We start from the raw sequence: 14149 nt of genomic DNA, 5'->3' as shown, positions 1-14149 counted from the left end.
GGAGCGGTCCAGCGGAAGTTTCCGTCGCCGCACGACCGGTGGGGACGGCATAGGCGCGGGCACGCGGGCGGATGACAGACCTGGACGCAGAGCAGAAAGGCATGGCGCGGACCCTGGCCGTCAGGCTGTGGAACAGCCGCTGGCTGCTTGCGGCCGGTGTCGTGGCGGTTCTGATCGCCTTCGCGGGTATTTCCGCTTACGTGCTGGTGCCGGCGCTGCTCCTGCTGCTCGCGGCCGCGATGTTGCCGACGGCTGGTGTCCGCCAATCCTTTGAGGGTGCGGCGTCGATCGAAGCGATCGGCCTGCAGCGGCTCTCCGGCGAATATCTGGCGGCGGCCGTCGCCGACCCGCTCATCATCTTCGACCATGCCGCCATCATCGTCCACGCCAACGCCGCTGCCTTCGCCGCCTTTGGCGGGATTGCGCCGGGCATATCGCTGTCGCTGAAATTCCGGGCGCCGGAAATGCAGGCCCTGCTGGACGGCGTGCTGTCGGGCAATGTCGCCTCGGATGTCGTCGACTATACCGAGAAACTGCCGGTCGAGCGCGCCTACCGGGTCAGCGCGTCCTCGGTCGGACACGGCACCGATCTTTATGTGCTCGTGTTCAAGGACCAGAGCGAAACGCGTCGCATCGACCGCATGCGCGCCGACTTCATCGCCAATGCCAGCCACGAATTGCGCACTCCGCTGGCCTCGATCTCCGGCTTCATCGAAACGCTGCGCGGACCGGCCCGCAACGATCCGGCGGCGCGCGAGCAATTCCTGCAGATCATGCAGAACCAGACTGGCCGCATGGCGCGCCTGATCGATGATCTCCTGTCGCTGTCGCGACTGGAGATGAAGCCTTATCTGAAGCCGGGAACCGAGGTCGATCTGCGCCAGACTGTCGACAGCGTCATCGATTCCCTGGCCCCTCTGGCCCGCGAAAACAACGTCGTCATCGAGCGCGATTTCGCTGACGGGCCGCTTGATGTGCCGGGCGACCGCGACGAGCTGTTCCAGGTTTTCGAGAACCTTCTGGAGAACGCCTGCAAATACGGCCAGTCGGGCGGCCGCGTCGTGGTGTCGATCGCGCCCGGTGACGACGGTTCCGAACCCGGTATCGACGTGACGATCAGGGATTTCGGCCCCGGCATCCCCGAGGAGCACATTCCGCGCATCACCGAGCGCTTCTACCGTATCGATGTCGAGACCAGCCGGACTCAGAAAGGCACAGGCCTCGGCCTGTCGATCGTCAAGCATATCCTGACGCGTCACAACGCCAGGCTGACGATCAGGTCGGAGGTCGGCAAGGGCGCCGCCTTCTCTGTTCATTTGCCGGCGCACTGATACCGCCCTAGTTTTCCCAGAGGCCGTTTCTTTTTTCTGTCATCCGGTTAGCGTATCAGCGGGGATTCGAGGAAACGACTCAAGACATCCGTGGGAAGGCATTCGTCCATGCAGTCCGTGCACATAGTGAGCGCCTATGACGAGGAACTGAAATATCTGTCGAAGCGCATCGCGGCGATGGGCGGCCATGCCGAACGCATGGTCGAGCAGGCGGTCGCCGCCCTGGTCAACGCCGATCCGGGACTGGCCCAGAAGGTCATCCGTGACGACGCGGTGCTGGACGAGGGACAGCGCGAGATCGACGACAAGGCGATCATCATCATCGCCAGGCGCCAGCCGATGGCGACGGACCTGCGCGAGATTGTCGGCGCCATCCGCATTTCCGCCGACCTCGAACGGGTCGGCGACCTCGGCAAGAACGTCGCCAAGCGCGTGGTCGCCGTCACCGACGGGCGCCAGCCGACCAGCCTGTTCCGAGGCCTGGAGGCCCTGGCCAATTTGGCGCTGACCCAGCTCAAGGAAGTTCTCGACGTCTACGCGTCGCGCTCGGTCGAGAAGATCGGTTTCGTGCGCGACCGCGACAACCAGATCGATGCCATGTACACGTCGCTGTTTCGCGAATTGCTGACCTACATGATGGAAGATCCGCGCAACATCACGCCCTGCACACATCTCCTGTTCTGCGCCAAGAACATCGAGCGCATCGGCGACCATGCCACCAACATCGCCGAGACCATCTACTACATCGTCACCGGCGACCAGATGCCCGCGGACCGGCCGAAGGGCGACAAGACGGACAAGATCGGCTTTTCACCGCCACTGTCGGCGAAGTGAGTGCACTTTTTCTCGAACGCTTGATCATATTGCGCTAAACTATCCCGATGCCAGACTGGTTGGTTCCCCAGTGAAGGCAATGCTTTCGGGAGGCAGCGATGGAATATGTCCGGGAGTTCAAGCCCGCGCCGCCGCAGTCAGGCATCATCGCCTCCGGCGTCTACACCGCCGGGCGTCGCATTGCCGACATCCCGATCGAGGAAGCCGGCGAGTGGGCCAAGAAGTCGGGACACGTCGTCTGGATTGGGCTGCTTGAACCCGACCGGGAGCTTCTGTCGCGTGTCCAGGCGCAATTTCATCTGCACGAACTGGCGATCGAGGATGCCGAACATCCGCATCAGCGGCCGAAGATCGAACAATATGGCGATGCGCTGTTCATCGTCGCCCGCACCGCGCAGCTGATCGAAGGACGTGTCACCTTCGGAGAGACGCATCTGTTCGTCGGCTCGGGCTACATCGTCAGCGTCAGGCACGGGCCTTCGACATCCTATGCCGCCGTGCGCCAGCATTGGGAAAGCTGCCCGCATTCGCTGGCCAAGGGCGAGGATTTCGTCCTCTATGCCATTCTCGATTTCATCGTCGACAATTACATGCCGGTGCTCGAGCAGATCGAGGACGAGGTCGAGGCGATCGAGGACAAGGTCCTTTTGAAGCCGATGACCGGCCCCGACATCGAGCGGCTCTATATGCTGCGCCGCGATCTCTTGCGCCTGCGCAATGCAGCGCTGCCGCTGGTGGAAGTCTGCCGCCGGCTGACCAGCGCCGACCTGCCGCAGATTCATTCCGCCATGCATCCGCTGTTCCGCGACGTGACCGACCACATCCGGACCGTCCAGGAAAAGATCGACAGCCTGCGCGAGGTGCTGGCGTTCGCCTTCGAGGCGAGCCTGCTGGTCGGTCAGAGCCAGGAAACGGCGATCTCGAAGAAACTCGCCTCATGGGCGGCCATCCTGGCCGTGCCGACAGCCTTCGCCGGCATCTACGGCATGAATTTCACCGACATGCCGGAACTGAGGATGGAATATGGCTACCCGATGGTACTGGCCACCATCGCGCTGATCTGCGCGGTCTTGTACTGGCGGTTTCGCAAGAACGGATGGCTGTGAAGAGAGCGAATAGGGAATAGCGAGTAGCGAATAGGGAAAACAGACTTGCCTCTTCGCTAAAGCCTAGTTCGCTCCTATTCGCTATTCGCTATTCGCTATTCGCTATTCGCTATTCGCTATTCAGCGATTGCGCCTCCGCTCCGCCGCCGGCTGGAACGCGACGCGGGCGTGGTATTTGCAGTAAGGGCCGGTTTCGGCGGCTTCGTTGCCGCAGAAGTTGAAGTCTTCCGAAAGCGGATCGCCGTTCGGCCACTTGCAGGTGCGCTCGGTCAGCTCGACGAGCTGCAGGTGCCGTGAGATCGGTACCACGACGTTCTCGACCGGCCGGATATAGTGCCGCGCCACCGGTTCGGCGTCGAACTGGGTCTGCAAGGCCGTCGCGCCGATCGATGTCGTGACGTGGCGTGACGTGCTTGCAGCCCGCGCCACCGATTTCTGAACGGTCGATCCCTGCGCCGTCTTCTTCTGGCGTGCCGGCGCCGCAGTTGCGCGCCCGCGGCCCGACAGTTTCAGCCGGTGCACCTTGCCGATGACCGCATTGCGGCTGACCCCTCCGAGCTGCGCAGCAATCTGGCTTGCGCTCAGACCCTCCGACCACAGTTTTCTGAGAAGTTCGACCCGCTCGTCAGTCCAGTTCATGAGACCGCGCTCCTGCTAACCGTGCGGCAATCAGAATCCACTCCCGACCCAGCACCACTGCTGGGGCAGACACCACATATATCTGGTGATTAGGTCCGCCGCACGAAATCTAGTTATTTCTCGACTACAACTACTCTATGCGCTGACTCGGTGACAAGAGTCCCAAGTGCAACACGAATCGGTTTTTTCGGTTTTCCCCAACTTGCCGCTCTCTTATGAGCCGGCGTCCAGTCAGGGGGCTTGCCGCGTGCCACTACGCGACGTTTTCGTTGACTTCATGGCCGAAAAACACGATAAGCCGCAAAGGCCGCCGCTTTGGCGGCTTTTTTGATTTTCCGGCACCGGAGAAGCATATAATGAGCGGTTCGGCGCTTTTCGAGACCTTTTCTCGCGCACCCCTGGCTTTCGACCATGGGGAAGGCTCCTGGCTGGTTACCGACAAGGGCGAGCGATATCTCGATTTCGCCGGCGGCATCGCGGTCAATTCGCTTGGCCACGGCCATCCGCACCTGATCGCGGCCCTCACCGAGCAGGCAGCCAAGCTCTGGCACGTTTCCAATCTTTACGAGATTCCCGGGCAGAGCCGGCTTGGCGAGCGGCTGGCCGATGCCACCTTCGCCGACAAGGTGTTCTTCACCAACTCCGGCGCCGAGGCGCTGGAATGCGCGATCAAGACGGCGCGGCGCTACCACTTTGTCAAGGGCCATCCCGAGCGCTTCCGCACCATCACCTTCGAGGGTGCTTTCCACGGCCGCACGCTGGCGACCATCGCGGCCGGTGGCCAGTACAAATACCTCGAGGGGTTCGGACCCAAGGTCGAAGGCTTCGACCAGGTCGGCTTCGACGACATCGATGCCGCCGAAAAGGCGATCACCCCGGAGACCGCCGCGATCCTGATCGAGCCGGTGCAGGGCGAGGGCGGCATCCGCCCGGTGCCGGTGCAATCGCTGAAGCGGCTGCGCCAGCTTTGCGACCAGCACGACCTGCTGCTGATCTATGACGAGGTCCAGTGCGGCATCGGCCGCACCGGCAAGCTGTTCGCGCATGAATGGTCAGGCGTCACGCCCGACATCATGGCCATTGCCAAGGGCATTGGCGGCGGCTTCCCGATGGGCGCCTGCCTTGCCACCGACGAAGCGGCCGTCGGCATGACCGCCGGCGTGCATGGCACCACCTTCGGCGGCAACCCGCTGGCCATGGCGGTCGGCAACGCCGTACTCGACGTGGTGCTCGAAGAGGGCTTCCTCGAGGACGTCCAGCGCAAGGCGCTGCTGATAAAGCAGGGACTTGCCGCCGTTGCCGACGAATTTCCCGAGGTCATCGAGGACATCAGGGGCACCGGGCTGATGCTCGGCCTCAAATGCGCAATGCCCAATGCCAAGGTGAACATGGCATTGCGCGACCAGCACCTGCTGGCGGTTCCGGCCGGCGACAACGTCATCCGCCTGTTGCCGCCGCTCACCGTCACCGATAGCGAGATCCACGACGCGCTCGATCGCATCCGCGCCGGCGCCAAGGGCCTGGTAGAGGCGATCGCCTCCGCCGCCGCGAAGTAAATCCCGGAACCGTTGCCGATGTCACTTCGCCACTTCACCGATCTTTCCGCCGTTTCCGAAGGCGATTTGCGCTTCATGCTGACCGATGCGGTGGCGCGCAAGGAGCGCCTCAAGGCCGGCGAGCGCTCGAAGCCGCTCGAAGGCAAGGTGCTGGCCATGATCTTCGACAAGCCGTCGACGCGCACGCGGGTGTCCTTCGACGTCGGCATGCGCCAGCTTGGCGGCGAGACCATCATGCTGACCGGCACCGAGATGCAGCTCGGCCGTTCCGAGACCATCGCCGACACCGCCAAGGTGCTGTCGCGCTATGTCGACGCCATCATGATCCGCACCACCTCGCACGAACGGCTGCTGGAGCTGACCGAGAACGCCACCATTCCGGTCATCAACGGGCTGACCGACGATACCCATCCCTGCCAGCTGATGGCCGACATCATGACCTTCGAGGAGCATCGCGGTCCGGTTGCCGGCAAGACCATTGCCTGGACCGGCGACGGCAACAACGTGCTGCATTCGCTGCTCGAGGCGTCGGCGCGGTTTCGCTTCAACCTCAACGTCGCCGTGCCCGAAGGCAGCGAGCCGGCGCAGAAGCATATCGACTGGTCGCAGGCGAATGGCGGCAAGCTGCACTTCACCCGCTCGCCCGAGGAGGCCGTCGACCAGGCCGACTGCATCGTCACCGATTGCTGGGTGTCGATGGGGCAGGAGCACCGCGCCCGTGGCCACAACGTGTTCTCGCCCTATCAGGTCAATGCCAAGCTGATGGCCAGGGCGAAGCCCGACGCATTGTTCATGCACTGCCTGCCTGCTCATCGCGGCGAGGAAGTGACCGACGAAGTCATCGACGGCCCGCATTCGGTGGTCTTCGACGAGGCCGAGAACAGGCTCCACGCCCAGAAGGCCGTGCTTGCCTGGTGTCTTGGTGCTTGAAGTGTCTTGGTGCTTGAAGTGTCTAGGCGCTTGAAGTGTCTCGGTGCTTGAAGTGTCTGGGCGCTTGATCTGCGGGGGCGCGATGCCTATCTGCGCCGCATCACGCAAATCAAGCGCGTTTGGACGCATGCTCCCGAGAGGACGGCATGGCCGCGCCCCGGAGCTTTGTCATGTTGGAAACGTATCAAGTGACTGAACACCACCCCAAACTCGGCGAGTTCGGCTACGCCGGCGACGATCACGTCGTGCCCTTCGAGGTCGGCCCGCTCGACGTGCGTGGCCGCACGGTCCAGCTCGGGCCGATGCTCGACGCCATCCTGAGCCGCCACGATTATCCCGAGCCGGTCGCCCGCCTGCTGGCGGAAGCCTGTGTGCTGACGGTGCTGCTCGGCACTTCGCTCAAGTTCGAGGGCAAGTTCATCCTGCAGACCCGCACCGACGGGCCGGTCGACATGCTGGTGGCGGACTTCTCCACGCCCTCTGCCCTGCGCGCCTATGCGCGCTTCGACGCCGATCGGCTCGAGGCTTTGGTCGCGGTCGGCGAGACATCGCAGCAGACGCTGCTCGGCAGCGGCGTTCTGGCGCTGACCATCGACCAGGGCGCCCACACGCAGCGCTATCAGGGCATCGTTCAGCTCGACGGCGAAACGCTGGAAGACGCGGCGCGCACCTATTTCCGCCAGTCGGAACAGATCCCGACCGATATCAGGCTCTCGGTGGCCAAGCTGTTGACGCCCGGCCCTGGCGGCGCGCGCGAGCAGTGGCGTGCCGGCGGCATCCTGGCGCAGTTCCTGCCGCAATCGCCCGAGCGCATGCGCGTTCCGGACCTGCCCGGCGGCGATGGCGATCCGCGCGAGGAGATCCATGATCCGGCCGACAATTCCTGGCAGGAATTGCTGGCGCTGCTCGGCACCATCGAGCCGACCGAACTCATCGATCCGACGATCGGCGCCGAACGGCTGCTCTATCGCCTGTTCCATGAGCATGGCGTGCGCGTCTTCGGCGGCGTTCCCGTCGCCGACCAGTGCTCATGCTCGCGCGACAAGATCCGCGGCATCCTCGAGGGCTTCTCCGCGCAGGAGATCAAGGACAGCACCGAGGATGGCGGCATCCACGTCGCCTGCGAGTTCTGCTCGAAGCAATATGACTTCGACCCGGCGGAATTCGCGGCGCAATGAAGGAAGCGTCTTTCTCCCCGCAGGACGGGGAGAAAGACGCTAATTCACCGTCCGCCTGGTCCCCGGCAGGTCGAGCGAAAATGCCGGGATGGCGATGTCGAAGGTCTCGCCGCGCTTGTTGCGCATCGTGTAGCGGCCGACCATGATCCCTGACGGGGTCGAGAGCGGGCAGCCGGACGTATACTGATAGCTGTCGCCGGGATTGAGTTCAGGCTGGTCGCCGACGACGCCCGGCCCACTCACTTCCTCGACCCGGCCGGTGCCGTCGGTGATGTGCCAATAACGCGATAGAAGCTGCACGAACTCGTCCGACTGATTGTCGATCGTTATCTGATAGCCCCAGACATAGCGGTTCTCCGAAGGATCCGAGCGGTCCTCGAGATAGAACGGCCTGACCTGCACTTCGATGTTGCGCGTGACGGCGCGATACATGAGCGGCTCCAAAACAATCTCCAGCAGAACTTTCGGCGCTCCCGGCGGCCGGGTCAACGTGCGCGTCTTGTCGCGCCTGGTCTTGAAACGCAGGTGCCGGCAAAGAATGTCATTTAAGTGACACAGGACAATGGTGGTGTGCGCCAAGCGGGCGACTCGACGCTCTGTCGAACTGTTGAAAACGGCCATAAAGACGGCCGGCTTTTCTGGAGTGACCAGATCTCGATGGAACTCACTCTCATAGCCGCCTCGCTTTCGACTGCTCTCATTCTCTCAAACGCCGCCAGCATTTCGCTTGCCGCTTCACAGCTGAAGCGGCGAACCACGATCGCCCCGCCCGGCGGCAAATCGCAGCCGGTGTCGATTGTCATACCATCGCGTGGTGTCGAGCCGTTCACGCACGAGACACTGGAACGCGCCTTCTCGCTCGACTGGCCGCGCTACGAGCTGATCTTCTGCGTCGCCCATGCCGACGATCCGGTCGTCAAACTGATAAACAGGGCGATTGCCCGGTTTCCCAAAGTGCCAGCCCGGCTTTTGATCGGGGACGACCGCGTCAGCGCCAATCCCAAACTCAACAACTGCGTCAAGGGCTGGGAAGCGGCGCGCCACAACTGGGTCGTTCTTGCAGACTCCAACGTGCTGATGCCCAGGGACTACATCCAGCATTTGATGGCGGCGTGGCGAGCCGATACCGGCCTTGTCTGCTCGACGCCAATCGGCTCGCGTCCCGACGGTTTTTGGGCCGAGGTCGAATGCGCCTTTCTCAACACGCTGCAGGCCCGCTGGCAATATGCCGGCGAGGCGCTCGGCCTTGGCTTTGCCCAGGGCAAGAGCATGCTGTGGAACAAGCCGATGCTGGATGCCAGCGGCGGCATTCGCGCGCTGGCGGCCGAGATCGCCGAGGACGCCGCCGCGACCAAGCTGGTGAACGGCCTCGGCCTGCGCGTCAATCTCGTCGCTTCGCCCTTCGAGCAGCCGCTCGGCCGGCGCAGGCTTGGCGAGATCTGGTCGCGCCAGGCCCGCTGGGCGCGCCTGCGCCGTGTCACCTTCCCGCTGTTCTTCACGCCCGAAGTCCTGACTGGCGCTGTGGTGCCGCTGGCGCTTGCGCTGGTCGCGGCGGCGAGCGCCGGCTTCAGCCTCTGGGCGACCGCGCTTGCCGTGTTGGCGGCCTTCTATCTTCCGGAGTGCGCTCTGGCCTGGTCCAAGGGCTGGTACCTGTCGCCGCGCATGGTCGCGGCAATCATGGTGCGCGACCTGATCCTGCCGGCGATGTGGACGCGCGGCTGGCTCGGCGGCGCCGTCGACTGGCGCGGCAACGCGATGACCATCCGCACCAAGGCGGCAGAACTGGAGGAGACGCCGTCAAGCGCCTGACCGCGCCTGCTCGACGGACCTACCGGACTGTCTTCCCTATTTGGCTGCCCTCAACGCCTGCGCGATGTCTTCCAGAAGGTCGTCGGTATCCTCCAGGCCGACCGACAGCCTGAGCGTACCTGGCCCGATGCCAAGTTCGGTCCGGGCCTCGTCGCTCAAATTCTTGTGCGTCGTCGTCGCCGGATGGGTGATCAGGCTCTTGGCATCGCCGAGATTGTTCGAGATCAGAACGATGTCCAGCGCATTCTGCAAGGCGAAGGCCGCCTGCTTGCCGCCCTTGACGTCGAGGCAGATCAGCGTCGAGCCGCCGGACATCTGCTTCTTGACGATATCCGCCTGCGGGTGGTCGGCGCGGCCGGGATAGATGACGCGGGCGATCTGCGGCTGCCCGGCGAGGAAATCGGCGATCCTGCCGGCGCTTTCCGTCTGCTGGCGCACGCGCACCGGCAGCGTCTCCAGTCCCTTCAGCAGCGTCCAGGCATTGAACGGCGACAGGCTGGGGCCGGTGTGGCGGAAATAGTCGTGCAGGTTCTCGTCGATCCACTTCTTGTCCGACAGGATAACGCCACCCAGGCAACGCCCCTGGCCGTCGATGTGCTTGGTGGCCGAATAGACGACAATGTGGGCGCCGAGCTGCAGCGGCTTCTGCTGCAGGGGCGTGGCGAAGACATTGTCGACGACGAGCCGCGCACCGATTGAATTGGCAAGTGCCGCGACGGCTGATATGTCGACCACTTCCAGCGTCGGGTTGGTCGGGCTTTCCAGGAAGAACAGCTTGGTGTTGGGCTTGACAGCCTTTTCCCAGTTGGCGATGTCGGTGCCGTCGACCAGCGTCGCTTCGATGCCATATCGCGGCGCCAGCGTCTCGACCACCCAGCGGCAGGAGCCGAACAGCGCGCGCGCCGCAACGATATGGTCGCCGGCCTTGACGCTGCACAAGAGCGCCGCCGTCACCGCCGCCATGCCCGACGCCGTGGCGCGCGCATCCTCGGCGCCCTCCAGCGCACACATGCGCTTTTCGAACATGTCGACGGTCGGATTGGCGTAGCGCGAATAGATGAAGCCTGGTTCCTCGCCCTTGAAACGGGCCTCCGCCGCCTGCGCCGTCTCGTAGACATAGCCCTGCGTGAGGTACATTGCTTCCGACGTCTCGCCGAATTGGGAACGCAGGGTTCCGCCGTGAACGAGGGCTGTCTGTGGCTTCCAGTCGCGCTTCTTGTTGCTCATTGCTTTGTTCCAGACACAAAAAAACCGGCCGCGAAAGTCGCAACCGGTCCATACGGCCTTGCGGCCAACGGTCCTTTAGCGACTTGTTTAACGTGGCTGCAAGCCGACCGGCCAAATCACCACGGGATAACGACCCTTTAGACCCGTCCCACACTTGCGTCAATTGCCGGCTTCATTAAGAGGTTTGTGCGACAAGAAAATCGTCGGCCAGGAGCGCAGCCTTGCGGCAGACAGGCATTCTTCCCGATCAGGACATTGCGGCGCTGTTCCAGTCCGGCGCGCTGAAGTCGCCGCGCTCGCTCGACGCCGACCAAATCCAGCCGGCGAGCCTCGATCTCAGGCTCGGCGACAAGGCCTGGCGGGTGCGGGCTTCCTTCCTGCCGGGCCCCAACCACACGGTTTCGGACAAGCTCGATCGCCTGAAGCTGCACGAGATCAATCTTGTCGAAGGCGCTGTGCTGGAAACCGGCTGCGTCTACATCGTGCCGCTGCTCGAAAGCCTGGCGCTGCCAGCCGACATTTCGGCCTCGGCCAACCCGAAGAGCTCGACCGGCCGGCTCGACATCTTCACCCGTGTGATGACCGACCGCGGCCACGAGTTCGACAAGATCGCCGCCGGCTACAACGGTCCGCTCTATCTGGAAGTCAGCCCGCGCACCTTCCCGATCGTCGCGCGCACCGGTTCGCGCCTGTCGCAGATCCGCTTCCGCACCGGCAATGCACTGCTCTCGGAAGCCGAATTGCATGAGCTGCACCGTGCCGAGATGCTGGTCGCCACCGAACCGCCGAACATTTCCGGCGGCGGCATCGCACTGTCGATCGACCTCAACGGCGACAAGGATGGCCTGGTCGGCTATCGCGGCAAGCATCACACCGGTCTGGTCGACGTCGACAAGCGCGCCGCGCAGGATGTCGTCGACTTCTGGGAGCCGATCCACAAGAGCGGCGCCGGCGAACTGGTGCTCGATCCCGACGAGTTCTACATCCTCGTCAGCCAGGAAGCGGTGCATGTGCCGCCGCTCTATGCCGCCGAGATGACGCCCTTCGATCCGCTCGTCGGTGAATTCCGTGTTCACTATGCTGGCTTCTTCGATCCGGGCTTCGGCCATTCGGCGTCCGGCGGCACCGGCAGCAGGGCGGTGCTCGAAGTGCGCAGCCACGAAGTGCCGTTCATCCTCGACCACGGCCAGATCGTCGGCCGGCTGGTCTACGAGCACATGCTGAAGCGGCCGCAGGCGCTCTACGGCACCGATCTCGGCTCCAACTACCAGGCGCAGGGCCTGAAGCTGTCCAAGCATTTCCGCCCTGCGCGCTGAGCTCCGATTACCACCAGGTAAAATACTTGCCTGCGCTGGCACATCATGCTTGGCTGGCTTGTCGGTCGCCGGGATGCGGCGTTCAAGGGGAACGAGAAAATGCAGATTTCAAAATGGATCCTATCGGCGGCAGGCGCAGCCATGTTGGCGATGGCGGCCGGCTCTCTGTCGGCGCAGGCTGCCGAGAAATTGAAAATCGGCACCGAGGGTGCTTATCCGCCGTTCAACACCATCACCTCTGACGGCAAGGTTGTCGGCTTCGACATCGACATCGCCAATGCGCTGTGCGCGCAGATGAAGGTCGAGTGCGAAATCGTCACCCAGGACTGGGATGGCATCATCCCCGCCCTGCAGGCCAAGAAGTTCGACGCCATCATCGCCTCGATGAGCATCACCGAAGAGCGCAAGAAGCAGGTGGCGTTCACCAACAAATACTATACGACGCCGCTCGCCCTGGTCGCCTTGAAGGACAGCGACATCGCCTCCACCGAACCGGCGGCACTTGCCGGCAAGACCGTCGGCGCCCAGGCTTCGACCACCCAGGCCACCTATGACCAGGACGTCTATGGCAAGGCAGGCGCGGAGGCAAAGCTCTACCCGACCCAGGAGGAAGCGATCACCGACCTGCAGAACGGCCGTCTTGACGCTGTGATCTCGGACAAGTTTGTGCTGATGGACTGGATGAAGAAGGCGAGCGACGGCTGCTGCAAGTTGGTCGGCGACGTCAAGGGCACCGAAACGCAAGCCGGCATCGCCGTGCGCCTCGAAGACACCGCACTGCGCGACAAGCTCAACGCGGCCATCGACGCCATCGTCGCCGACGGCACCTACAAGAAGATCCAGGCCAAGTATTTCGACTTCGATATTTATTGAGGGGTTGACGCTGCCAATCTCCCCCCTCGTGGGGGAGATGCCCGGCAGGGCAGAGGGGAGCGCGAAGGATCGCGGCCTTTCTTCAAAATACGGGGAATAGCCTGAAGGCAGAATCGTTTCGATTGAGACGCTGGCGGGACAGCGCCCCCCTCTGGCCTGCCGGCCATCTCCCCCACAAGGGGGGAGATCACTCCATCACAACGCCTTGACCGCCACCTTCACCGGCTGTTCAATCTCGAGCGGGTTGCGCAGCGGCAAGCCGAAGTCCCCAGCCTCGATCTCGAATACGTCGCCGGCTTCGGTCTTGACGCCGTCGGCGAAGGACAGCGTCGCCGTGCCGAACATGTGCACATGCACGTCGCCCGGCTGACGGAAGGCCGAGTATTTGAAGTGGTGATGTTCGAGATTGCCGATGGTGTGCGACATGTTCGCTTCGCCCGACAGGAACGGCTTTTCCCACAGCGTCTTGCCGTCGCGCACGATACGTGACGTGCCGCGGATGTCCGATGGCAGGTCTCCGATCAGGATCTCGGGTCCGAAGGAGGCGTTGCGCAGCTTGGAATGGGCGAGGAAGAGATAGTTGACGCGCTCGGTCACGTGGTCGGAAAACTCGTTCGACAGCGTGAAGCCGACGCGGAATGGGGCGCCATCGTCGCCGATGACATAGATGCCTGCCACCTCGGGTTCCTCGCCGGCGTCCTTGGCGAAGGCCGGTGACAGGAGCGCGGCACCCGGCGCCACGGCCATCGTGCCGTTGCCCTTGTAGAACCATTCCGGCTGCACGCCGGTCTGGCCTTTCGCGGGCTTGCCGCCTTCCAGGCCCATGCGGAACATCTTCATGGAATCGGTGAGCTGCTCCTCGCCGTCGGTGCTGAGCTTCTTGTGCATGGAATCGCGCGTCGCGGCCGAACCGAGATGGGTCAGCCCGGTGCCGGTCAGATGCAGGTGCGCCGGATCGGGGTGATTGATCGGCGACAGGAGCCGCCCCTTCTTGTAGGCGGCGTCGATATCGACCGTCTCGCCAAGTCCCTTGCGCTCGATCAGCGCGACGAGGCCGACGCCGGTGCGGGCAGCCTCCATCGCCAGCGAATAGACGCTGCGCGCCCCGTTGATGATCCGGGTCTTGCCGCCGCTGCGGGCAACGACACGAATGGTCTCGGCGTCGTCGAGAATCTGCGAGATCAGCATGATCAATCCTCTCTCATGTGCCTTGGCATGGCTGCCGGTGCGGCAAACCTTCCCAAGCGCGGCCGGAACGTCGTCCGTGCCACGGGTGAAATTCTCCGTTCGGATTGCGCTCGCGGGGCCTGGTTCCTGGAGGGAACTTCTTCATGCCGGCGGGTTGCCGGC

13 protein-coding genes and 1 riboswitch are annotated in these 14149 nt (G+C 63.5%); of the genes, 9 read left to right on the top strand and 4 right to left on the bottom strand.

The genetic code is table 11. The features are described 5' to 3' along the window. The first annotated feature begins 71 nt into the window (after window positions 1-71). The 3 genes from MESOP_RS32670 (at window position 72) to MESOP_RS32660 (ending at window position 3271) form a co-directional block, all read left to right on the top strand. Window positions 72-1331, top strand: coding sequence for an ATP-binding protein (locus MESOP_RS32670; protein ID WP_041164440.1), 1260 nt, complete (start codon window positions 72-74; stop codon window positions 1329-1331). 108 nt (window positions 1332-1439) lie between these two features. Continuing rightward, window positions 1440-2165, top strand: a complete 726-nt coding sequence (gene phoU, locus MESOP_RS32665; protein WP_013897273.1) for a phosphate signaling complex protein PhoU — start codon at window positions 1440-1442, stop codon at window positions 2163-2165. Window positions 2166-2263: 98 nt separating this feature from the next. After that, window positions 2264-3271: a magnesium and cobalt transport protein CorA gene (locus MESOP_RS32660; protein ID WP_013897272.1), complete on the top strand. Its 1008-nt coding sequence runs from the start codon at window positions 2264-2266 to the stop codon at window positions 3269-3271. A 120-nt stretch (window positions 3272-3391) separates the two neighbouring features. Here MESOP_RS32660 and MESOP_RS32655 read toward each other — a convergent pair whose 3' ends face one another. Further along, window positions 3392-3910 carry a GcrA family cell cycle regulator gene (locus MESOP_RS32655; protein WP_013897271.1) on the bottom strand — a complete coding sequence of 173 codons (519 nt, stop codon included), beginning with the start codon at window positions 3908-3910 and terminating at the stop codon, window positions 3392-3394. Window positions 3911-4266: 356 nt separating this feature from the next. Here MESOP_RS32655 and MESOP_RS32650 point away from each other — a divergent pair, with 356 nt between their 5' ends. The 3 genes from MESOP_RS32650 to MESOP_RS32640 all read left to right on the top strand — a co-directional run bounded on the left by MESOP_RS32650 (window position 4267) and on the right by MESOP_RS32640 (window position 7574). Beyond that, a complete protein-coding gene (locus MESOP_RS32650) occupies window positions 4267-5466 on the top strand; it encodes an aspartate aminotransferase family protein (protein WP_013897270.1) in 1200 nt (399 codons plus the stop codon). An 18-nt stretch (window positions 5467-5484) separates the two neighbouring features. Next, window positions 5485-6396, top strand: coding sequence for an ornithine carbamoyltransferase (gene argF, locus MESOP_RS32645; RefSeq protein ID WP_013897269.1), 912 nt, complete (start codon window positions 5485-5487; stop codon window positions 6394-6396). Between the two features lie 146 nt (window positions 6397-6542). After that, complete coding sequence (locus MESOP_RS32640) at window positions 6543-7574, top strand: Hsp33 family molecular chaperone (protein ID WP_013897268.1); 1032 nt, start codon at window positions 6543-6545, stop codon at window positions 7572-7574. A 39-nt stretch (window positions 7575-7613) separates the two neighbouring features. Here the strand turns inward: MESOP_RS32640 and apaG are convergent, their stop codons facing one another. Further along, window positions 7614-8006, bottom strand: coding sequence for a Co2+/Mg2+ efflux protein ApaG (gene apaG, locus MESOP_RS32635; RefSeq protein ID WP_013897267.1), 393 nt, complete (start codon window positions 8004-8006; stop codon window positions 7614-7616). Window positions 8007-8231: 225 nt separating this feature from the next. Here apaG and MESOP_RS32630 point away from each other — a divergent pair, with 225 nt between their 5' ends. After that, window positions 8232-9383: a ceramide glucosyltransferase gene (locus MESOP_RS32630; RefSeq protein WP_013897266.1), complete on the top strand. Its 1152-nt coding sequence runs from the start codon at window positions 8232-8234 to the stop codon at window positions 9381-9383. Window positions 9384-9419: 36 nt separating this feature from the next. On the opposite strand, the gene MESOP_RS32625 is transcribed toward MESOP_RS32630, so the two are convergent. After that, window positions 9420-10610: an O-succinylhomoserine sulfhydrylase gene (locus MESOP_RS32625; RefSeq protein WP_013897265.1), complete on the bottom strand. Its 1191-nt coding sequence runs from the start codon at window positions 10608-10610 to the stop codon at window positions 9420-9422. A 55-nt stretch (window positions 10611-10665) separates the two neighbouring features. Next, window positions 10666-10743, bottom strand: a riboswitch (SAM riboswitch). 88 nt (window positions 10744-10831) lie between these two features. On the opposite strand from MESOP_RS32625, the gene MESOP_RS32620 reads away from it, so the two are divergent. After that, on the top strand, window positions 10832-11926 hold the full coding sequence (locus MESOP_RS32620) for a 2'-deoxycytidine 5'-triphosphate deaminase (protein ID WP_013897264.1): 1095 nt from the start codon (window positions 10832-10834) through the stop codon (window positions 11924-11926). A 99-nt stretch (window positions 11927-12025) separates the two neighbouring features. Then, complete coding sequence (locus MESOP_RS32615; protein ID WP_049802485.1) at window positions 12026-12799, top strand: ABC transporter substrate-binding protein; 774 nt, start codon at window positions 12026-12028, stop codon at window positions 12797-12799. A 195-nt stretch (window positions 12800-12994) separates the two neighbouring features. On the opposite strand, the gene araD1 is transcribed toward MESOP_RS32615, so the two are convergent. Next, entirely contained in the window at window positions 12995-13987 is a 993-nt protein-coding gene (gene araD1 / locus MESOP_RS32610) for an AraD1 family protein (RefSeq protein ID WP_013897262.1), read from the bottom strand. Between the last annotated feature and the right edge of the window lie 162 nt (window positions 13988-14149).

This window comes from Mesorhizobium opportunistum WSM2075, from assembly GCF_000176035.2.
Lineage (GTDB): Bacteria > Pseudomonadota > Alphaproteobacteria > Rhizobiales > Rhizobiaceae > Mesorhizobium > Mesorhizobium opportunistum.
Note: the sequence above shows the minus strand (reverse complement) of the source record. Positions and strands in the feature narration are given on the sequence as shown.